The sequence below is a fragment of the Salmonella sp. A7 genome (assembly GCF_020181675.1).
GTDB lineage: Bacteria > Pseudomonadota > Gammaproteobacteria > Enterobacterales > Enterobacteriaceae > Salmonella > Salmonella enterica.
Genome location: NZ_CP084001.1, coordinates 2,551,669 through 2,573,083, shown reverse-complemented (window position 1 = coordinate 2,573,083; position 21,415 = coordinate 2,551,669). Strand labels below are relative to the sequence as shown.

At 51.9% G+C, this 21,415-nt stretch carries 21 protein-coding genes and 1 other annotated feature; of the genes, 15 read left to right on the top strand and 6 right to left on the bottom strand.

Annotated features, from left to right (window positions below; translation table 11 throughout):
* The first annotated feature begins 120 nt into the window (after positions 1 to 120).
* The 14 genes from thrS to selO all read left to right on the top strand — a co-directional run bounded on the left by thrS (position 121) and on the right by selO (position 12,934).
* The gene (gene thrS, locus LCS67_RS12625; protein WP_001144226.1) at positions 121 to 2,049 is read left to right on the top strand and encodes a threonine--tRNA ligase; all 1,929 of its coding nucleotides are present in this window, start codon (positions 121 to 123) and stop codon (positions 2,047 to 2,049) included.
* Positions 2,050 to 2,052: 3 nt separating this feature from the next.
* Positions 2,053 to 2,595, top strand: coding sequence for a translation initiation factor IF-3 (gene infC, locus LCS67_RS12620; protein WP_001574431.1), 543 nt, complete (start codon positions 2,053 to 2,055; stop codon positions 2,593 to 2,595).
* A 95-nt stretch (positions 2,596 to 2,690) separates the two neighbouring features.
* Positions 2,691 to 2,888 (top strand): 50S ribosomal protein L35, encoded by a 198-nt coding sequence (gene rpmI, locus LCS67_RS12615; RefSeq protein WP_001124225.1) that lies wholly within the window; start codon positions 2,691 to 2,693, stop codon positions 2,886 to 2,888.
* Positions 2,889 to 2,938: 50 nt separating this feature from the next.
* The gene (rplT, locus tag LCS67_RS12610; protein ID WP_000124850.1) at positions 2,939 to 3,295 is read left to right on the top strand and encodes a 50S ribosomal protein L20; all 357 of its coding nucleotides are present in this window, start codon (positions 2,939 to 2,941) and stop codon (positions 3,293 to 3,295) included.
* Between the two features lie 115 nt (positions 3,296 to 3,410).
* Positions 3,411 to 3,534, top strand: a sequence feature (Phe leader region).
* On the top strand, positions 3,416 to 3,460 hold the full coding sequence (gene pheM / locus LCS67_RS12605; protein ID WP_001386830.1) for a pheST operon leader peptide PheM: 45 nt from the start codon (positions 3,416 to 3,418) through the stop codon (positions 3,458 to 3,460). (Overlaps the previous feature by 45 nt.)
* Positions 3,535 to 3,596: 62 nt before the next feature.
* Positions 3,597 to 4,580 carry a phenylalanine--tRNA ligase subunit alpha gene (pheS, locus tag LCS67_RS12600; protein WP_000018570.1) on the top strand — a complete coding sequence of 328 codons (984 nt, stop codon included), beginning with the start codon at positions 3,597 to 3,599 and terminating at the stop codon, positions 4,578 to 4,580.
* Between the two features lie 15 nt (positions 4,581 to 4,595).
* Positions 4,596 to 6,983 carry a phenylalanine--tRNA ligase subunit beta gene (gene pheT / locus LCS67_RS12595; RefSeq protein WP_000672402.1) on the top strand — a complete coding sequence of 796 codons (2,388 nt, stop codon included), beginning with the start codon at positions 4,596 to 4,598 and terminating at the stop codon, positions 6,981 to 6,983.
* A gap of 4 nt (positions 6,984 to 6,987) precedes the next feature.
* On the top strand, positions 6,988 to 7,287 hold the full coding sequence (ihfA, locus tag LCS67_RS12590; protein ID WP_001229266.1) for an integration host factor subunit alpha: 300 nt from the start codon (positions 6,988 to 6,990) through the stop codon (positions 7,285 to 7,287).
* Positions 7,288 to 7,489: 202 nt separating this feature from the next.
* Positions 7,490 to 8,470, top strand: coding sequence for a vitamin B12 ABC transporter permease BtuC (gene btuC / locus LCS67_RS12585; protein WP_000954977.1), 981 nt, complete (start codon positions 7,490 to 7,492; stop codon positions 8,468 to 8,470).
* Positions 8,471 to 8,561: 91 nt separating this feature from the next.
* Positions 8,562 to 9,113 (top strand): glutathione peroxidase, encoded by a 552-nt coding sequence (locus LCS67_RS12580; RefSeq protein ID WP_001181570.1) that lies wholly within the window; start codon positions 8,562 to 8,564, stop codon positions 9,111 to 9,113.
* On the top strand, positions 9,113 to 9,862 hold the full coding sequence (gene btuD / locus LCS67_RS12575) for a vitamin B12 ABC transporter ATP-binding protein BtuD (RefSeq protein WP_000080607.1): 750 nt from the start codon (positions 9,113 to 9,115) through the stop codon (positions 9,860 to 9,862). Before LCS67_RS12580 ends, btuD begins: the two co-directional genes overlap by 1 nt.
* A gap of 76 nt (positions 9,863 to 9,938) precedes the next feature.
* On the top strand, positions 9,939 to 10,403 hold the full coding sequence (locus tag LCS67_RS12570; RefSeq protein WP_001213256.1) for a C40 family peptidase: 465 nt from the start codon (positions 9,939 to 9,941) through the stop codon (positions 10,401 to 10,403).
* Between the two features lie 313 nt (positions 10,404 to 10,716).
* Entirely contained in the window at positions 10,717 to 11,430 is a 714-nt protein-coding gene (gene ydiV, locus LCS67_RS12565; RefSeq protein WP_000562007.1) for an anti-FlhDC factor YdiV, read from the top strand.
* A 61-nt stretch (positions 11,431 to 11,491) separates the two neighbouring features.
* A complete protein-coding gene (selO, locus tag LCS67_RS12560) occupies positions 11,492 to 12,934 on the top strand; it encodes a protein adenylyltransferase SelO (RefSeq protein WP_023232946.1) in 1,443 nt (480 codons plus the stop codon).
* Between the two features lie 34 nt (positions 12,935 to 12,968).
* Here the strand turns inward: selO and hemP are convergent, their stop codons facing one another.
* The 3 genes from hemP to ppsR form a co-directional block, all read right to left on the bottom strand.
* Positions 12,969 to 13,160 carry a hemin uptake protein HemP gene (gene hemP, locus LCS67_RS12555; RefSeq protein ID WP_000089115.1) on the bottom strand — a complete coding sequence of 64 codons (192 nt, stop codon included), beginning with the start codon at positions 13,158 to 13,160 and terminating at the stop codon, positions 12,969 to 12,971.
* A 156-nt stretch (positions 13,161 to 13,316) separates the two neighbouring features.
* The gene (gene aroH, locus LCS67_RS12550; RefSeq protein ID WP_001082196.1) at positions 13,317 to 14,363 is read right to left on the bottom strand and encodes a 3-deoxy-7-phosphoheptulonate synthase AroH; all 1,047 of its coding nucleotides are present in this window, start codon (positions 14,361 to 14,363) and stop codon (positions 13,317 to 13,319) included.
* Between the two features lie 155 nt (positions 14,364 to 14,518).
* Complete coding sequence (gene ppsR, locus LCS67_RS12545; protein ID WP_000370992.1) at positions 14,519 to 15,352, bottom strand: posphoenolpyruvate synthetase regulatory kinase/phosphorylase PpsR; 834 nt, start codon at positions 15,350 to 15,352, stop codon at positions 14,519 to 14,521.
* A 336-nt stretch (positions 15,353 to 15,688) separates the two neighbouring features.
* Here ppsR and ppsA point away from each other — a divergent pair, with 336 nt between their 5' ends.
* Positions 15,689 to 18,067: a phosphoenolpyruvate synthase gene (ppsA, locus tag LCS67_RS12540; protein WP_000069340.1), complete on the top strand. Its 2,379-nt coding sequence runs from the start codon at positions 15,689 to 15,691 to the stop codon at positions 18,065 to 18,067.
* A gap of 41 nt (positions 18,068 to 18,108) precedes the next feature.
* On the opposite strand, the gene fadK is transcribed toward ppsA, so the two are convergent.
* The 3 genes from fadK to LCS67_RS12525 form a co-directional block, all read right to left on the bottom strand.
* Complete coding sequence (fadK, locus tag LCS67_RS12535) at positions 18,109 to 19,749, bottom strand: medium-chain fatty-acid--CoA ligase (protein ID WP_001649708.1); 1,641 nt, start codon at positions 19,747 to 19,749, stop codon at positions 18,109 to 18,111.
* A gap of 89 nt (positions 19,750 to 19,838) precedes the next feature.
* Positions 19,839 to 20,132 (bottom strand): ferredoxin family protein, encoded by a 294-nt coding sequence (locus tag LCS67_RS12530; RefSeq protein ID WP_000093362.1) that lies wholly within the window; start codon positions 20,130 to 20,132, stop codon positions 19,839 to 19,841.
* Positions 20,129 to 21,415: an FAD-dependent oxidoreductase gene (locus tag LCS67_RS12525; protein WP_001278565.1), complete on the bottom strand. Its 1,287-nt coding sequence runs from the start codon at positions 21,413 to 21,415 to the stop codon at positions 20,129 to 20,131. Before LCS67_RS12525 ends, LCS67_RS12530 begins: the two co-directional genes overlap by 4 nt.

Here is a 21,415-nt window from a genome sequence, read left to right as displayed (position 1 = left end):
AGGTTGTGCGCCAATTTAGCAATGGTTGGCTAGATGGATACACAACTCACTGTCAATAAATTCATTTTCTCTTTGTATGTGATCTTGCGTATGGGTCACCACTGCAAATAAGGATATAACATGCCTGTTATTACTCTTCCTGATGGCAGCCAACGCCATTATGACCACCCTGTAAGCCCGATGGATGTTGCTCTGGACATTGGTCCTGGCCTGGCGAAAGCCACCATTGCGGGCCGTGTGAATGGCGAGCTGGTTGATGCTTCCGATCTGATTGAAAATGATGCGACGCTTTCCATCATCACCGCAAAAGATGAAGAGGGTCTGGAGATCATTCGTCACTCTTGCGCGCATCTGTTAGGTCACGCAATCAAGCAACTTTGGCCGCACACGAAAATGGCGATCGGCCCGGTTGTCGACAACGGTTTTTACTATGACGTTGATCTTGACCGCACGCTAACTCAGGAAGATGTCGAAGCGCTCGAAAAGCGGATGCATGAGCTCGCCGAGAAAAATTACGACGTTATCAAGAAGAAAGTCAGCTGGCACGAAGCGCGTGAAACCTTCGTGAAGCGTGGTGAAAGCTACAAAGTTTCCATTCTTGATGAAAACATTGCTCATGATGACAAGCCTGGCTTGTACCATCATGAAGAATATGTCGACATGTGTCGTGGTCCGCACGTGCCGAATATGCGTTTCTGCCATCACTTTAAACTGATGAAAACTGCTGGCGCATACTGGCGCGGTGACAGCAATAATAAGATGCTGCAGCGTATTTACGGTACGGCATGGGCAGATAAAAAAGCTCTGAACGCTTATCTGCAGCGCCTGGAAGAAGCCGCAAAACGCGACCACCGTAAAATTGGTAAGCAGCTCGACCTGTATCATATGCAGGAAGAAGCGCCGGGCATGGTGTTCTGGCATAACGACGGCTGGACTATCTTCCGCGAGCTGGAGGTCTTTGTTCGTTCTAAACTCAAAGAGTACCAGTATCAAGAAGTTAAAGGCCCGTTCATGATGGACCGTGTGCTGTGGGAAAAAACCGGGCACTGGGACAACTATAAAGATGCGATGTTCACCACATCCTCAGAAAACCGCGAATATTGCATCAAGCCGATGAACTGCCCGGGCCACGTTCAGATCTTTAACCAGGGTCTGAAATCCTATCGTGATTTGCCGCTGCGTATGGCGGAATTCGGTAGCTGCCACCGTAACGAGCCATCAGGCGCGCTGCATGGTCTGATGCGCGTACGCGGCTTTACGCAGGATGATGCGCATATCTTCTGCACCGAAGAGCAGATCCGCGATGAAGTTAACGCTTGTATTCGTATGGTCTACGATATGTACAGCACCTTTGGCTTCGAGAAGATCGTCGTCAAGCTTTCCACTCGTCCTGACAAGCGTATCGGCAGCGATGAGATGTGGGATCGTGCTGAGGCGGATCTGGCGGTTGCGCTGGAAGAAAATAATATCCCGTTTGAGTATCAACTGGGTGAAGGCGCATTCTACGGTCCGAAAATTGAATTTACCTTATATGACTGCCTCGATCGTGCATGGCAGTGCGGTACAGTACAGCTGGACTTCTCCTTACCGTCTCGTCTGAGCGCCTCCTATGTAGGCGAAGACAATGAGCGTAAGGTGCCGGTAATGATTCACCGTGCGATTCTTGGGTCGATGGAACGCTTCATCGGTATCCTGACCGAAGAGTTCGCTGGTTTCTTCCCGACATGGCTCGCGCCTGTTCAGGTAGTCGTGATGAATATTACCGATTCGCAGTCTGAATACGTTAACGAATTGACGCAGAAACTACAAAATGCGGGCATTCGTGTAAAAGCAGACTTGAGAAATGAGAAGATTGGCTTTAAAATCCGCGAGCACACTTTACGTCGTGTCCCTTATATGTTGGTCTGTGGTGATAAAGAGGTGGAAGCAGGCAAAGTTGCCGTTCGCACCCGCCGCGGTAAAGACCTGGGCAGTCTGGACGTAAATGACGTGATTGAGAAGCTGCAACAAGAGATTCGCAGCCGCAGTCTTCAACAACTGGAGGAATAAAGTATTAAAGGCGGAAAACGAGTTCAAACGGCGCGTCCGAATCGTATTAATAGCGAAATTCGCGCGCAAGAAGTTCGCTTAACAGGTCTGGAAGGCGAGCAGCTTGGTATTGTGAGTCTGAGAGAAGCTCTGGAAAAAGCTGAAGAAGCCGGAGTAGACTTAGTCGAAATCAGCCCTAACGCCGAGCCGCCGGTTTGTCGTATAATGGATTACGGCAAATTCCTCTATGAAAAGAGTAAGTCTTCTAAGGAACAGAAGAAAAAGCAAAAAGTTATCCAGGTGAAGGAAATTAAATTCCGTCCTGGGACAGATGAAGGCGACTATCAGGTAAAACTCCGCAGCCTGATTCGCTTTCTCGAAGAGGGCGATAAGGCCAAAATCACGCTGCGTTTCCGCGGTCGTGAAATGGCCCACCAGCAAATCGGTATGGAAGTGCTTAATCGCGTGAAAGACGATTTGCAAGAACTGGCAGTGGTCGAATCCTTCCCAACGAAGATCGAAGGCCGTCAGATGATCATGGTGCTTGCTCCTAAGAAGAAACAGTAAGGCCTTCAAGTAACAATTCTGTGAAGCCTTCGGGCTTCACAGGTTTTGTTCGCCTATGTTTCGTTTATTAACAATGCGAAGTGGAAGTTATTAAAATGCCAAAAATTAAGACCGTACGCGGTGCTGCTAAGCGCTTCAAAAAAACCGGTAAAGGTGGTTTTAAGCACAAGCACGCTAACCTGCGTCACATTCTGACCAAAAAAGCGACTAAACGTAAACGTCACCTGCGTCCGAAAGCCATGGTTTCTAAAGGCGATCTGGGCCTGGTTATCGCGTGCCTGCCGTACGCATAAGCCGTTAACGTTTTTAACTTTTTAATTAGAATAGATACAGGAGAGCACATATGGCTCGCGTAAAACGTGGTGTAATTGCACGCGCACGTCACAAGAAAATTTTGAAACAAGCCAAAGGCTACTACGGTGCGCGTTCTCGCGTATACCGCGTTGCCTTCCAGGCAGTTATCAAAGCTGGTCAGTATGCTTACCGTGACCGTCGTCAACGTAAGCGTCAGTTCCGTCAACTGTGGATTGCGCGTATCAACGCAGCAGCACGTCAGAACGGTATTTCTTACAGCAAATTCATCAACGGCCTGAAAAAAGCCTCTGTTGAAATCGACCGTAAGATCCTGGCTGATATCGCCGTATTCGACAAAGTCGCGTTCACCGCACTGGTTGAAAAAGCGAAAGCAGCTCTGGCATAAGCCAGTGAAAAGAGGGAGCCTGGCTCCCTCTCTTTTATTTACTGTTCAGTGAGTTGACAATTGACCTGTAACCCTTTTCAATAAAGGATATTCGGTTTTACCACATAAGGTAACGCAAGCATGAACGCTGCTATTTTCCGTTTCTTTTTTTACTTTAGCACCTGATCCCAGGAGGCTAGCGCGTGAAAAACGAAACGAAAAACAGCGCAAAAAAGCCTCCTGATGGAGGCTTTTTTTGTATCTGAAATCGAGAGATTACGTCCAATGAACCGGTGTCTTCACCGACACAATGAGGAAAACCATGTCACATCTCGCAGAGCTGGTTGCCAATGCAGCGGCCGCCATTAACCAGGCGTCAGATGTTGCCGCGTTAGACAATGTACGCGTCGAATATTTGGGCAAGAAAGGGCATTTAACCCTTCAGATGACGACCCTACGCGATCTGCCGCCGGAAGAGCGTCCGGCAGCCGGGGCAGTCATTAACGCCGCGAAAGAGCAGGTACAACAGGCGCTTAACGCGCGTAAAGCCGAGCTGGAAAGCGCAGCGCTTAACGCCCGTCTGGCCGCTGAAACCATTGATATCTCCCTGCCGGGGCGCCGTATTGAGAACGGTGGTCTGCATCCGGTCACGCGTACCATTGACCGTATTGAAAGTTTCTTCGGTGAGCTTGGTTTTACCGTGGCTACTGGCCCGGAAATCGAAGATGACTACCATAACTTCGATGCGTTAAACATTCCGGGTCATCATCCGGCCCGCGCCGATCATGATACCTTCTGGTTTGACGCGACCCGTCTGCTGCGGACCCAGACGTCTGGCGTCCAGATCCGGACGATGAAAGCGCAGCAACCGCCGATCCGTATTATTGCGCCGGGCCGTGTATACCGTAATGACTACGACCAGACGCATACTCCGATGTTCCATCAGATGGAAGGTCTGATTGTTGATACCAACATCAGCTTCACCAACCTCAAAGGTACGCTGCACGACTTCCTGCGTAATTTCTTTGAGGAGGATCTGCAGATTCGCTTCCGTCCTTCTTATTTTCCGTTCACCGAACCTTCTGCGGAAGTGGATGTGATGGGTAAAAACGGCAAATGGCTGGAAGTGCTGGGCTGCGGGATGGTGCATCCGAATGTGCTGCGTAATGTCGGTATCGATCCGGAAATCTATTCTGGCTTCGCTTTTGGTATGGGGATGGAACGTCTGACCATGTTGCGTTACGGCGTCACCGACCTGCGTTCATTCTTCGAAAACGATCTGCGTTTCCTCAAACAGTTTAAATAAAGGCAGGATAAAACAATGAAATTCAGCGAACTGTGGTTACGCGAGTGGGTTAACCCGGCAATTGATAGCGATGCGTTGGCTAACCAGATTACGATGGCTGGCCTGGAAGTAGACGGCGTTGAGCCGGTCGCGGGAAGCTTCAATGGCGTTGTGGTTGGGGAAGTGGTTGAGTGCGCCCAGCATCCGAACGCTGACAAATTGCGTGTAACGAAAGTCAACGTCGGCGGAGAACGCCTGTTGGATATCGTCTGCGGCGCGCCAAACTGTCGTCAGGGGCTGAAAGTAGCGGTGGCCACCATTGGCGCCATCCTGCCGGGCGATTTCAAAATTAAAGCGGCGAAACTGCGCGGCGAACCGTCTGAAGGGATGCTGTGCTCCTTCTCCGAACTGGGGATTTCCGACGATCACAGCGGCATTATCGAACTGCCGGCGGATGCGCCGCTGGGTACCGATATCCGTGAATACCTGAAGCTCGACGACAATACCATCGAAATTAGCGTCACGCCGAACCGTGCGGATTGCTTAGGTATCATCGGCGTTGCGCGTGATGTGGCGGTACTGAACAAAGCGCCGCTCCAGGAGCCTGAAATGGCGCCGGTTACGGCAACCATCAGCGATACGCTGCCGATTACGGTAGAGGCCGCTGATGCGTGTCCACGCTATCTGGGCCGGGTGGTAAAAGGCATCAATGTTAACGCGCCGACGCCGCTGTGGATGAAAGAGAAACTGCGTCGCTGCGGTATTCGCTCCATCGATGCGGTGGTTGACGTCACCAACTATGTGCTGCTCGAACTGGGTCAGCCAATGCATGCTTTCGATAAAGATCGCATTGATGGCGGTATTGTCGTGCGGATGGCAAAAGAGGGTGAAACCGTCGTCCTGCTGGACGGTAGCGAAGCGACGTTAAATGCGGACACGCTGGTGATCGCCGATCACCATAAGGCGCTGGGGATAGCCGGTATTTTTGGCGGCGAACATTCCGGCGTGAACGGCGAAACGCAAAATGTGCTGCTGGAATGTGCGTACTTTAATCCGCTGTCTATCACCGGTCGCGCTCGCCGCCACGGTCTGCATACCGATGCGTCTCACCGCTACGAGCGCGGGGTGGACCCGGCGCTGCAATATAAAGCGATAGAGCGCGCTACTCGTCTGCTTCTTGATATCTGTGGCGGTGATGCGGGCCCGATAATTGATGTGAGCAACGAAGCAACGTTGCCGAAACGCGCCACCATTACGCTGCGTCGCAGTAAACTGGATCGCCTGATCGGGCATCATATTGCGGATGAGCAGGTCAGTGATATTCTGCGTCGTCTGGGCTGTGAAGTGACCGAAGGGCAGGACGAGTGGAAAGCCGTGGCGCCGACCTGGCGTTTCGATATGGAGATTGAAGAAGATCTGGTGGAAGAGGTGGCCCGCGTTTACGGCTATAACAATATTCCGGACGAGCCAATCCAGGCCGGTTTAATCATGGGGACGCACCGTGAAGCCGATCTGTCGTTGAAGCGGGTTAAAACCATGCTGAACGACAAAGGCTATCAGGAAGTGATTACCTATAGCTTTGTCGATCCTAAAGTACAACAGCTCATCCATCCAGGCGCAGAAGCGCTGCTGCTGCCAAACCCTATCTCCGTTGAGATGTCGGCGATGCGTCTGTCGCTGTGGAGCGGATTGTTGGCGACGGTGGTCTATAACCAAAACCGTCAGCAGAATCGCGTGCGTATTTTTGAAACCGGTTTACGTTTCGTTCCGGATACACAAGCCAATCTGGGTATTCGACAGGATCTGATGCTGGCTGGCGTGATTTGCGGCAACCGCTATGATGAGCACTGGAACCTGGCAAAAGAGACCGTTGATTTCTATGATTTGAAAGGCGATCTGGAAGCAGTATTGGATTTAACCGGCAAACTGGGTGATATCCAGTTTAAGGCGGAGATGAATCCGGCACTGCATCCGGGACAGTCTGCGGCGATTTATCTGAAAGATGAACGTATTGGTTTTATTGGGGTTGTTCACCCTGAACTGGAACGTAAACTGGATCTGAATGGTCGTACGCTGGTGTTTGAACTGGAATGGAATAAGCTCGCAGACCGTATCGTGCCGCAGGCGCGGGAGATTTCACGCTTCCCGGCCAACCGTCGCGATATTGCGGTTGTTGTTGCAGAAAACGTTCCCGCAGCGGATATTTTATCCGAATGTAAGAAAGTTGGCGTAAATCAGGTAGTTGGCGTAAACTTATTTGACGTGTACCGCGGTAAGGGTGTTGCGGAGGGTTATAAGAGCCTCGCTATCAGCCTGATCCTTCAGGATACCAACCGTACACTCGAAGAAGAGGAGATTGCCGCTACCGTCGCCAAATGTGTAGAGGCATTAAAAGAGCGATTCCAGGCATCATTGAGGGATTGAACCTATGGCGCTTACAAAAGCTGAAATGTCAGAATATCTGTTTGATAAGCTTGGGCTTAGCAAGCGGGATGCCAAAGAACTGGTTGAACTGTTTTTCGAAGAGATCCGTCGTGCTCTGGAAAACGGTGAGCAGGTGAAACTCTCTGGTTTTGGTAACTTCGATCTGCGTGATAAAAATCAACGTCCGGGGCGTAACCCGAAAACGGGTGAAGATATTCCTATTACAGCACGGCGCGTGGTGACCTTCAGACCCGGGCAGAAGTTAAAGAGCCGGGTCGAGAACGCTTCGCCCAAAGAAGAGTAATCAGATCCAGGCATAACATCCATCAGGGTGTATTGTGGCAGATACGCTGCCATCCCGAAAGTAGATCAGCGGGATGACAGCGTATCTGTTAGCCTGAAAGATGACTCGTATAACTAAAAAGGCCGCATTGCGGCCTTTTTTCTTTCAAGTAAAGGATACCCACCGTAAAATCACGCTACCTCTTTTCAGCTGAATGGATAACATGCTGACTTTTGCCCGCCAACAACAGCGACGAAACGTTCGCTGGCTTCTGAGCCTGTCACTGCTGGTGCTACTGGCTACATTTCTGAGCTTATGCGCAGGCGAACAGTGGATTGCCCCCGGTGACTGGTTAAGCGCCCGGGGAGAACTGTTTGTCTGGCAAATTCGTCTTCCCCGCACGCTTGCGGTATTGCTGGTTGGCGCTGCGCTGGCGCTATCGGGCGCTGTGATGCAGGCGCTGTTTGAAAACCCACTTGCTGAACCGGGCCTGCTCGGCGTTTCGAATGGGGCCGGTGTTGGGCTTATTGCCGCCGTCTTACTGGGGCAGGGGCAACTGCCTGGATGGGCGCTGGGACTGTGCGCTATAGCCGGCGCGCTCATTATTACGTTAATCCTGCTGCGTTTTGCGCGCCGCCATCTCTCTACCAGCCGCTTGTTGTTGGCGGGCGTCGCGCTGGGCATTATCTGTAGCGCGCTGATGACGTGGGCTATCTATTTTTCCACCTCTTTCGATCTGCGGCAATTAATGTACTGGATGATGGGAGGATTCGGCGGCGTTGACTGGCAGCAGAGCTGGCTAATGATTGCGCTCATCCCGGTACTCATCTGGATATGTTGCCAGTCGCAACCGCTGAATATGCTGGCGCTAGGGGAAACCTCGGCGCGGCAGCTTGGCCTGCCGCTGTGGTTCTGGCGCAATTTGTTGGTCGTCGCCACCGGCTGGATGGTGGGCGTCAGCGTGGCGATGGCGGGGGCGATTGGTTTTATCGGTCTGGTTATTCCGCACATCCTGCGCTTATGTGGTTTAACCGATCACCGGGTTTTACTTCCCGGCTGCGCGCTGGCCGGGGCTATCGCCCTGCTATTGGCTGATGTGGTCGCCCGACTGGCGCTGGCGTCGGCTGAACTGCCTATCGGGGTGGTCACCGCCACATTGGGGGCGCCAGTGTTTATCTGGCTGCTGCTCAAATCCGCGCGTTAGCGCATCGGCAAACAACTGCTTTCATCATTCGCAGTCTATGATTAAAGGCTAACGATGAAACCCGCTATTCTACCGACATCAGGGAGACACCATGCAAAACTCGCTTCTTAATACTCACGTTACGACGATTGATGGAGAGGTCACTACACTTGAAAAATACGCCGGAAAAGTGCTGCTCATTGTAAACGTCGCCTCCAGATGTGGACTGACGCCGCAATATGAACAGCTGGAAAATATCCAGAAGGCGTGGGCAGATCAGGGGTTTGTCGTGTTGGGTTTTCCCTGCAACCAGTTTATGGGGCAGGAGCCAGGCAGCGAAGAGCAGATTAAAACCTATTGTGCCAGCACCTGGGGCGTCACGTTCCCGATGTTCAGTAAAATTGATGTGAATGGCGACGCGCGTCATCCGCTGTATCAAAAACTGATAGCCGCTGCGCCAACGGCAGTCGCGCCGGAGAAGAGCGGCTTTTACGAACGGATGGTAAGCAAAGGGCGTACGCCACTCTATCCGGATGATATTCTGTGGAATTTTGAAAAATTTTTGGTAGGCCGGGATGGTCAGGTGGTACAGCGTTTTTCGCCGGATATGACGCCTGAAGATCCTATTGTGATGGAAAGCATAAAAATCGCGTTGGCAAAATAATGTCTCAATTGATGCAATTAAAGGATGTCGCCGAGAGCACCCGCCTGGGGCCGCTTTCCGGCGAAGTAAGCGCAGGAGAGATCCTTCATCTTGTCGGGCCGAACGGCGCCGGAAAAAGCACGCTACTGGCGCGTATGGCGGGGTTAACCTCAGGCGAGGGGAGCATCAGGTTTGGCGGAGCGCCGCTGGAGGCATGGGCGACGGCAACGCTTGCCCAACACCGCGCTTATCTTGCGCAACAGCAAAATCCGCCGTTCGCCATGCCGGTCTGGCATTACCTGACATTGCATCAACCTGATAAAACGCGAACCGGGCAGCTTAACGAGGTGGCCGATATGCTTGGATTGGGCGACAAACTGGGGCGAAGCGTGAATCAGCTTTCCGGTGGCGAGTGGCAGCGCGTTCGCCTTGCTGCCGTTGTACTACAAATTCATCCTGACGCTAATCCGGTCGGTCAATTATTGCTGCTTGATGAGCCGATGAACAGTCTCGATGTTGCGCAACAAAACGCTCTGGATCGGGTATTACATCATTTGTGTCAGGCAGGAATTGCGATTGTGATGAGTAGCCACGATCTGAACCACACGCTGCGCCATGCGCATAAAGCCTGGTTACTAAAGCGCGGTAAACTCATTGCCTGCGGCCGCCGGGAAGAGGTGCTCACCCCCTCTTATCTGGCGCAAGCCTACGGTCTGCGCTTTCGACGACTCGACGTCGAGGGGCATCCAATGCTCATTTCGGCCACTTAAGTAAAATCGTTTCTTGAAAAGCAGGTAATTTCGACGCTAAATTAATACCAAAATAAAAACAGAGGATTGTTGCGGCATGCGTTTTTGGCTTCTTGTTATCACAGCATTGTTCCTGGCAGGATGCAGTACTCATCGGGCACCGGCGCCAAACGCCAGATTATCAGACTCCATTACCGTCATTGCGGGTCTGAACGATCAGTTGCAGTCCTGGCGCGGTACGCCATACCGTTACGGCGGCATGAGTCGCAGAGGCGTGGACTGTTCCGGCTTTGTGGTAGTCACTATGCGCGACAAGTTTGATTTGCAGTTGCCTCGTGATACGCGTGAACAATCAAAAATCGGCACCAGAATCGATAAAGATGAATTGCTGCCTGGAGATTTGGTTTTCTTTAAAACCGGTTCGGGCGAAAGTGGTTTACATGTTGGTATTTACGATACAAATAATGAGTTTATTCATGCCTCTACCAGTCGTGGCGTGATGCGTTCATCGCTGGATAATGTGTACTGGCGAAAAAACTTCTGGCAGGCACGGCGAATTTAACCTCGCAGACGATATAAATTTTATAGTCTATTTTTAACATACCGTCGGTTGAACTTATGACATCTGTTGTCATCATATATAATGATATAACCGTAGCATTTACAAACGTACTTTTATTAAAAACGGGCGTGCTTACGCCCTGTTAAAAGTACAACATTGGATATTGGTTTATAATCAGAGTAAGTTAAAAAAAGGAACCGGTTTACCGGTAAACAAGAAAAATGATGACGCTTCAATTAGTATCTGAAGTTACGTCTGTTTCCGTCCGTAGTGACTGGATGGCGAATAGCGCCCTAACCATGGGACTGGCGTAATGATTGCTTCACTTGATGAGCTTTACCATTCCGAACTCTTTTTCCTTCCCGTCATGGATGAAAACGCTCGGCTTGTTGGTTTAGAGATTATTGCAACGTTTGCCGCTGAAGACGGCGCCGTGCGGATGCCGACTGAGTTGGTAGCGCCTCGCCTTTCGGTGGAGGAGCAATACTGTCTGTTTGTTGAAAAACTGGCGTTGTTAGAAACCTGTCAGCACTTTTTTATTCAGCATAAACTTATTGCATGGCTTAATTTACCGCCTGCAATTAGTGACTTATTATTATTAGATAGCGAACTTTTTTCCCGGGCAGCGCGCTTTCCGTTTCTTGAATTAGCTATAAATGAGAATTATCCTGGGTTAAACCAGGGCAAAAACAATGAAACGTTAGCTAATCTGGCAATGCATTTCCCATTAATGCTGGCAAATTTTGGGGCAGGCGAGGCGTCGACTAAAGCTATTTTCGATGGGCTTTTCAAACGAGTCATGTTGGATAAAAATTTTATTCAGCAGCGAGCTGAAATGATCTCATTCGAACCATTCATGCACGCTATCGTTGCCCAGCTCTCCTCCAGCTGCGAGTCGCTGATGATTGCCGGTATTGATACTGAGGCGATGTTTGCGCGCGCAGCGCCATTGGGGTTTAGCGCATTCCAGGGCGGACTATGGCCTCCGGTGCCAGTAAGCCAGCTCATTAAACTCGTTCAGCGATAACCTTTCTGTTTGCCGGTGTTTAACCGGTGATTAACCGTCTACACTGAAGACAGGAGGCCCTATGACCCTGTCTTTTACTGCCCGTTGGCGCGATGAACTGCCAGCAACGTATACCGCGCTTTTACCCACACCGTTAAAAAATGCGCGACTGATTTGGTATAACGACGAACTGGCGCAGCAGCTAGCCATTCCCGCTTCGTTATTTGACGCTACCAATGGCGCTGGCGTTTGGGGCGGCGAAACCTTATTACCCGGTATGTCACCTGTCGCGCAGGTATATAGCGGGCATCAGTTCGGCGTCTGGGCGGGACAACTCGGCGACGGACGCGGTATTTTGCTGGGCGAACAGCTCCTGGCGGATGGCTCGACCCTCGACTGGCATCTGAAAGGTGCCGGATTAACACCCTATTCGCGAATGGGGGATGGACGCGCCGTCCTGCGTTCAACCATACGAGAAAGCCTTGCCAGCGAAGCCATGCATTATCTGGGTATTCCCACTACGCGCGCGTTATCTATCGTAGCCAGCGATACGCTGGTTCAGCGAGAGACGCAGGAAACGGGCGCGATGTTAATGCGTCTGGCACAAAGTCATATGCGTTTTGGTCATTTCGAACATTTCTACTACCGCCGTGAGCCGGAAAAAGTTCAGCAACTGGCTGATTTCGCTATTCGTCATTACTGGCCGCAATGGCAGGATGTCCCGGAAAAATATGCTTTGTGGTTTGAAGAGGTGGCGGCGCGTACCGGAAGACTCATCGCCGAGTGGCAAACCGTCGGTTTTTCGCACGGTGTTATGAATACGGATAATATGTCGATTCTGGGGCTGACCATCGACTATGGCCCCTTTGGTTTTCTCGACGACTACGATCCCGGCTTCATTGGTAACCATTCCGATCATCAGGGACGTTACCGCTTCGATAATCAACCGTCGGTGGCGCTGTGGAATTTACAACGTCTGGCGCAGACGCTAACCCCTTTTATTGAGATCGACGCGTTAAACAGAGCGCTGGATCGTTACCAGGACGCGTTGTTAACGCACTATGGGCAGCGAATGCGCCAGAAGCTGGGTTTCTTTACCGAGCAAAAAGACGATAACGCTTTACTGAATGAATTGTTTAGTCTGATGGCGCGCGAAGGGAGTGATTATACCCGTACATTTCGGATGTTAAGCCATACGGAGCAACAGAGCGCTTCCTCGCCGTTGCGGGATACGTTTATCGATCGCACGGCGTTCGATGCCTGGTTCGACCGCTACCGGGCGCGATTGCGCACAGAGGCGGTGGATGACGCGCTGCGCCAGCAGCAGATGCAACGCGTGAATCCTGCGGTTGTGTTGCGCAACTGGCTGGCGCAACGCGCGATAGATGCGGCTGAACAAGGAGACATGGCGGAACTGCATCGGTTGCATGAAGTTTTACGTCAACCTTTTACCGATCGAGATGATGACTATGCCAGCCGACCGCCGGAGTGGGGAAAACGGCTGGAGGTCAGTTGTTCAAGTTAGCCAGATGCCAGCAGCATCGTCTGCTGGCGGAGCGTTATTTGGTTAACAGTAGCTTACCAGCCTGAGTTTTACGCAACAGATACTCCTGACCATTGTGATCGATAATGACTTTGCCGTCCGGACCTAATAGCGCCTGACTGTTGACGCGCCGTTCAGCGGCAGGGAGAAGCGTTTCATTGTCTATTTCCTTAGGGTGAGGCAGCTCGGTGTTATCCATACGCGACATGCTATTTATTAATAATCAAACTCACAATGATTATTATTATCAATAATTAATGCGATAACAGCAAGTGCTAATTCTGTGGAGTGATATACGCGCGGGGAGAGAAAAGGGCGGGTAACGCATCGAAGAAACGCCCATCCCGGCAGGATGGGCGAGCTATTAAAAGCGGCTATCTACCGCCGCGGCCAGTTTTTCCAACAGAACTTCCGTATCTTCCCAGTTCAGGCAGGGATCGGTAATGGACTGACCATAGATTAATGGTTGACCGCTGATAATTTTTTGCGTGCCTTCCCGTAAAAAACTCTCGGCCATAATCCCGGCAATTGCCGTGGAGCCATTACGAATCTGCTGGCAAATATCATCACATACCTCCAACTGGCGGCGATGCTGTTTTTGACAGTTGCCGTGGCTGAAGTCGACGACCAGATGTTCCGGCAGATCAAATTCATGCAACGTGTCGCAGGCGGCGGCAATATCTTCAGCGTGGTAGTTCGGTTTTTTACCGCCGCGCATGATGATGTGCCCATACGGGTTGCCACTCGTCTGGTAGATGGTCATCTGTCCGTCTTTATCCGGCGAGAGAAACATATGGCTGGCGCGGGAGGCGCGAATAGCGTCAACGGCAATGCGAGTATTGCCATCCGTACCATTTTTAAAGCCGACCGGACAAGAGAGCGCAGAAGCCATTTCCCGATGGATTTGGCTTTCGGTGGTACGCGCGCCAATCGCTCCCCAACTGATCAGATCGGCAATAAACTGGCCGGTGACCATATCAAGAAATTCTGTGGCGGTCGGTACTCCCAGTTCGTTCACCTGCAATAGCAAGCGACGCGCCAGTTCAAGCCCATAATTGACGCGGTAACTTCCATTCAAGTCGGGATCGGAAATCAGGCCTTTCCATCCCACAACGGTGCGCGGTTTTTCAAAATAGGTGCGCATGACGATCTCCAGACGCGCCTGATGCTTTTGGCGTTGTGCCTGGAGCTGCGTCGCGTATTCCATAGCAGCATTCAGATCGTGAATCGAACAGGGGCCAATGACGACCAGTAGCCGTGGATCTTCACCATTTAAAATCTTTTCTATCCGGCGTCGGGAGTCGGTAACGTGACTGGCGACGGAGGACGATACAGGATACCGCTGCGCGAGTTCGGTCGGTGTTACCAGGCTGTCGATACGCGCAGTACGGAGTTCGTCGGTTCTGTTCATTACAAGTCTCAGAAATTTGTTGCTTCAACGGCAGGACTACCGGGAAGTGATGGGCATCACGATAAACCAATCCCTGCTGATTTCAAGTGCGAGGCGTGTCACACCTCGCAGGCAGAACAGCATGATAACAAAAACCAAACCATTAAACTAGTTTGCTAGTACATTCTGCGGTTAAGCCCCATAATATCGAGAATCTTGGTGGCTATCTCTTCAACGGAATAATTGGTGCTGTTCAGGCAGGGGATCTGATTCTTACGATACAGCGCTTCAACCTCCGCCACTTCCATGCGGCACTGACGCAACGAGGCATAGCGACTGTTTTCACGGCGTTCTTCGCGAATAGCCGCCAGGCGTTCAGGGTCAATTGTCAGGCCGAACAGTTTATGTTGTAGCGGTTTTAACGATGTGGGCAGTGTCAAATTATCCATATCATCGGCGATGAAAGGGTAGTTAGCCGCACGAATACCGAATTGCATCGCCAGATAGAGGCTGGTGGGCGTTTTTCCACAGCGCGAAACGCCAAGTAAAATGACCTGGGCCTGATCGAGGTTGCGCAATGAAATGCCATCATCATGCGCCAGGGTATAATCGATAGCGGCAATACGGGCGTCATACTTGTTCAGGTTACCCGGATTAAGCCCATGAGTACGATGAGCGATCGGCGTCGGATCCAGTTTCATCTCCTGCTGAAGCGGCGCCACCAGCGCCTGGACGATATCCTGGCAGAAACCTTCGCTCTGTAAGATGATGGCGCGAATTTCAGGTAAAACAATCGAGTAAAATACCAGCGGGCGAACGCCGGTTTGCTGATAAATGGCGTCAATTTGGTCTTTGACGGCGCGGGCGCGACTTTCGTTTTCCACGAATGGCAGCGTGATGCTGCTGATCGTCACCGGAAACTGCGACATAACCGCGTGACCCAGGACCTCGGCGGTGATGGCGGTACCATCAGAAATATAGAAAACATGGCGATCAACAACATTATCCATTCTGTTCATCCTGAAGAGTAAACATAATTATCTGAAAGCATAAATTAAAAGTAACGGGAAACGTATAACTTGTCGCTTATTTTATAAAATGACAGACACTTTTTATAATTAATGAAAAGTGTGTTTCATTTCCTGGAAACGCAGTTTATACCGAGGGTTATTAAGGGAATGCCGTGCTATGCGCGGGTTTGCGCAACTACGTAAACAATCTGAAAAAATGAAAAAATAAATTTGCTTGAACGATTCACCGTTTTTTTCGCGGGTTTAAGTATGCCAGGATAAATACGCAACTATGTGTTTCTTAAACTCGTTCATTTATCACAAAAGGATTGTTCGATGTCCAACAATGGCTCGTCACCGCTGGTGCTTTGGTATAACCAACTCGGCATGAATGATGTAGACAGAGTTGGGGGCAAAAATGCCTCCCTGGGTGAAATGATTACTAACCTTTCCGGCATGGGCGTATCCGTTCCGAATGGTTTTGCAACCACTGCCGATGCGTTTAACCAGTTTTTGGATCAAAGCGGCGTAAACCAGCGCATTTATGAGCTGCTGGATAAGACAGATATTGATGATGTCTCCCAGCTGGCGAAAGCGGGCGCGCAGATCCGCCAGTGGATTATCGACACTCCTTTCCAGCCGGAGCTGGAAAACGCCATCCGCGATGCCTATGCGCAGCTTTCGTCGGATGATGAAAATGCCTCTTTTGCCGTGCGTTCCTCCGCCACGGCGGAAGATATGCCAGATGCTTCGTTTGCGGGTCAACAGGAAACGTTTCTTAACGTTCAGGGCTTCGATGCGGTTCTGGTGGCAGTGAAACACGTATTTGCTTCTCTGTTTAACGATCGCGCCATCTCTTATCGCGTTCACCAGGGATATGATCATCGCGGCGTAGCGCTTTCCGCTGGCGTGCAGCGGATGGTTCGCTCCGATCTCGCCTCGTCAGGGGTGATGTTCTCTATCGATACCGAATCCGGTTTTGACCAGGTGGTCTTTATCACCTCGGCATGGGGACTGGGTGAAATGGTGGTGCAGGGCGCGGTTAACCCGGACGAATTTTATGTCCATAAGCCAACCCTGGCGGCAGGCCGTCCGGCCATCGTACGCCGCACCATGGGGTCGAAAAAAATCCGCATGGTTTACGCCGCCACCCAGGAGCACGGCAAGCAAGTGAAGATTGAGGATGTGCCGCAGGAACAGCGCGACATTTTCTCGCTCACCAACGAAGAAGTGCAGGAGCTGGCGAAACAAGCGGTGCAGATTGAGCAGCACTATGGTCGTCCGATGGATATCGAATGGGCGAAAGACGGTCATACCGGTAAGCTCTTTATTGTGCAGGCACGTCCGGAAACCGTGCGCTCTCGTGGCCAGGTGATGGAGCGTTATACGCTACATGCGCAGGGGAAAATCATTGCCGAAGGTCGCGCCATTGGGCATCGTATCGGCGCGGGTACGGTAAAAGTTATTCATGATATCGGCGAAATGAACCGTATTGAGCCTGGCGATGTGCTTGTCACCGATATGACCGACCCGGACTGGGAACCGATCATGAAAAAAGCGGCGGCGATTGTCACTAACCGTGGCGGGCGCACCTGTCATGCGGCAATTATCGCCCGCGAATTGGGTATTCCGGCGGTAGTCGGCTGCGGCGACGCCACCGAACGCATGAAAGATGGCGAAAAAGTAACCGTCTCCTGCGCAGAAGGTGATACCGGTTATGTGTATGCCGACATGCTGGATTTCAGCGTAAAAAGCTCCAGCGTAGATACCATGCCAGAGCTACCGCTGAAGGTCATGATGAACGTCGGCAACCCGGACAGGGCATTTGACTTTGCCTGCCTGCCGAATGAAGGCGTAGGTCTGGCGCGACTGGAATTCATCATTAACCGTATGATTGGCGTTCACCCGCGTGCGCTGCTGGAGTTTGACGACCAGGATGCCGCGCTGCAAAACGACATTCGTGAGATGATGAAAGGGTTTGACTCGCCGCGTGAATTTTACGTTGGTCGACTGACGGAAGGGATCGCGACGTTAGGCGCCGCCTTCTACCCGAAACGCGTTATCGTTCGTCTGTCTGACTTTAAGTCCAACGAATACGCCAACCTGGTCGGCGGCGAACGCTATGAGCCGCATGAAGAAAACCCTATGCTGGGCTTCCGCGGCGCGGGCCGTTACGTCGCAGAAAGTTTCCGCGATTGTTTTGCGCTGGAATGCGAAGCGGTGAAACGCGTGCGCAACGATATGGGCCTTACCAACGTCGAAATCATGATCCCGTTCGTGCGGACGGTCGACCAGGCGAAAGCGGTCATCGAAGAGCTGGCGCGCCAGGGGCTTAAACGCGGCGAGAACGGGCTGAAGATCATCATGATGTGTGAGATCCCGTCCAATGCCTTGCTGGCTGAACAGTTCCTCGAATATTTTGATGGCTTCTCGATTGGTTCTAACGACATGACGCAGCTGGCGCTGGGGCTGGATCGCGATTCCGGCGTGGTGTCTGAACTGTTTGACGAGCGTAACGACGCGGTGAAAGCGCTACTGTCGATGGCGATCCGCGCGGCGAAAAAACAGGGCAAATATGTTGGAATTTGTGGTCAGGGTCCGTCCGACCATGAAGACTTTGCCGCCTGGCTGATGGAAGAGGGGATCGACAGCCTGTCGCTGAACCCGGACACCGTGGTTCAGACCTGGCTGAGTCTGGCGGAACTGAAGAAGTAGTGTAATACCGGATGGCGGCGTTAACGTCGCCATCCGGCAATTTATACCGCGGTGTGCTCCTGGCGCAGCCGCTCAATAATATCCTGCCGCAACAGAAACTTCTGCACTTTGCCAGAGGCGGTTCTGGGCAGTTTTTCTACGATGACGATCCGTTCCGGATATTTATACTTCGCTACCCGTTTTCGACTGAAAAAAGCGATCACCTCTTCCAGCGTCAGCGAAAGGTGCGGCGGTTTTAAGACCACATACGCGCATGAACGTTCGCCTAAGCGTTCATCAGGCATAGCAACGACGCAAGCATCGTGTATGCGAGGGTGCTGTAGCAAAATATCTTCGACTTCGCGACTGCTGATATTTTCACCTCCACGTATAATAATATCCTTTTTGCGCCCGGTAATTTTGATATAACCGTCTTCATCCATGCGGCAGAGGTCGCCGCTGTAATACCAGCCCTCATTATCCAGTGCGCGGGCGGTAAGTTCCGGCTCGTCCAGGTATCCCATAAAAACGTTTGGCCCGCGCGAGGCTTCTTCGCCTTCGTGGCCTGCTGGAAGCGTATTGCGATCTTCATCCACGATTTTAATTTCTACACCGGTGGCGGCATAACCATCGGTATTCATCATGCGTGAAGTCGAATCACTCAGATTAACCATCGAGTGTGGAGAACTTTCTGTAGAACCGTAAATACTCAATAATTTGATACCGCGCTGCTGGCAGTCGCGGGCAACCTTTTTGGGAATAGTCGTGCCGCCGCATAAGAAGAATCGCAGTGAGGAGAGGTCGGCAGGCTGTTGCTCAACGGCACAAAGCAGATCGTAAATAAACGGCGTCGCGCCTGACATACAGGTACAGCGTTGCTGCGCTAATAAGGTAAGGCAGGCTTCTGGGGTAAAGATGTCCAGCAATACGCTACGCGCCCCGATTAAAAAGGGCGCGGTGACGCCGTGTAAAAATCCGGTGGCGTGGCCCAGTGGCGCAGGCATCAGGAACACATCTTGCCAGGTTAAATTCAACCGCGCGCAATACGCCCGTTCGCTGGCAAGAATATTATTGTGGGTCAACATCACCCCTTTCGGCATTCCTTCTGTGCCGGAGGTAAATAGCACTGCCGCCAGTTCATCACCGTGAATGTTAATGTCTGACTGCAACGGTTCGCTGCGGTCGATGATTTGACTAAGCGCAAGCGCTGTGGTGGCAGGCGCCAGTTTATCCACGCCGACAATATGCGTCAGATGGCGCAGTTGATTTTGTAGCGGAAGGATAAGATCGACCGGACGATTCTGTTTGAACACAGTGGGGGCGAAGAATATTTTAGCCTGACATTTGTTCAGCACCCAAACCAGCTCCGCTTCTCGCCAGGCGGGAAGTAGCGGGACAGATACCGCGCCCGTTTTCAGGCAGGCCAGATAAATGAGAGTAAACTCACACCAGCCCGGAAGCTGAAAGGCCACGCGATCGCCCGGTTGAATCCCCTGAGACAGTAACCAGTTTGCCAGGCGGCTTGCCGCGCAGTCGAGTGCGGCGTAGGTCCAGGACGCGCCATGATTATCGACCACGGCGATTTTATCGGGTACGGCACGTGCGGTTTGCCGCCAGTAGTCGCCCAGTGAAGCATCGCCCCAGTAGCCGGACTCGCGATAGGTTTTCCGCCTTGCGGCGTCAAACGTTAATGTAACACTCATTGACTTGTTCTCTATTAATACAAATGACGTAATCTCCGGGGGCAAGCCGAATAAGACGCCGTAGCGTCGTTATCCGGTGTTTCAGAGCGTCAGCCGTAGCGAAACTCAACGCCGAACGTTCCCGCCGGGTATTCCCATTTTTCGAGAAGAGTATTGCCGCAGAGAACCCTGCAGGTCCCGCATTCCAGGCAGCCCGCGGAGTCAAAATGAATATTTCCCGCATCGTCCAGCTTATAGAGTCCGGCAGGGCAGGCTTTTATTAATTTATTAAACTCCTGCATGTCAGGCGAGGAGCGCAAAATGATATGTGGGTGTCCTTCATCTACGTAAAATTTATTTACGCCCAATTTGACGTCAACATTCACCTTATTGTCCGAACTCATAATGCCGTAGCCCCTTTTATGCCGTCTTTTAATAGATTCACCAGTCCAATTTTTTTCGCATGTGACAGGATAGTTTTACGCAACGGTGGGACTGGACCGCCATCAACGGTGAACAGATCGCCCACAATGTTTGCCGCCATTCGCGGGTACTCGGTAAAAAGCCGTGGGTTTTCCATTAATCCGGGGAGTTTGCGGAAATGCCGCATATCGCGTAACACGCCGTTTTTCTCCAGCGCGCGTTTGTAACCGGCAAGACTCGCGGCGGAAAAATCTTGCCGCGCTTTAGCGTCAATGGCGGTTTGAGCGGCCGCTTGCGCGGACGCGATGGCTAAATCCATGCCGCGGACGGTATAGCCGAGATTCAGGCAAAGACCGGCGGCGTCGCCGACAATCATCACGCCGTCATTTGCCAGCTCCGGCATCATTGCTATGCCGCCTTCGGGCACCATATGAGCGGAGTATTCAAGCAGCGTTCCCCCCTGAATCAAAGGGCGTATTGCCGGATGCTGTTTAAAATCTTCCAGCATTTGCGGTACGCTTTTGGTCGCGTGAGCAATGTCGCCCAGGCCACATACCAGCCCCAGAGAAACCGAATCGCGGTTGGTATAAAGAAACCCGCCGCCCATGAGCCCGTTGGAGGGCGCGCCAGCGAATAACCAGGCGGCGCCTTCATGGGACGCCAGATTAAAGCGCTCTTCAATAAGTGCCGGAGAGAGCCCAATCAACTCTTTTACGCCGACGGCATAGTGATGCGCAGAAGAGACAGGCACCATGTCCAGCGAACGGCCCAGCATGGAATTCACGCCGTCCGCGAGAATCACAATATTCGCATCCAGAATATCATCCCCGGCCTGAACGCCAGTGACGCGATTGCCTTCACGTACCAGAGCGTCGACCCGTACACCTGGGATAAACTGCGCGCCAGCCTGTTCCGCCTGCGCCATTAGCCACGGGTCCAGTTTGTTGCGCAGTACGGTATATGACGTAAGGGGCGGAGTAGGGGGCGCGCGGTGAAAATCAAGTGTGACGGCGCTTTCTTCGGTTAAAAAGGAGATTTTTTCACGGGTAACGACGCGTTCGATGGGGGCGGACGTTGCGAATCCCGGCATAATACTTTCGATACTGTGAGCGTAGAGCCGGCCACCGGTCATATTTTTGCTGCCCGCGCTGTTTCCGCGTTCAATAACCAGTACATCCAGTCCCGCTTTTGCCATCACATACGCGGCGACCGTTCCTGCTACGCCTGCGCCCACCACAATAGCGTCAAATTTATCATCCGACAT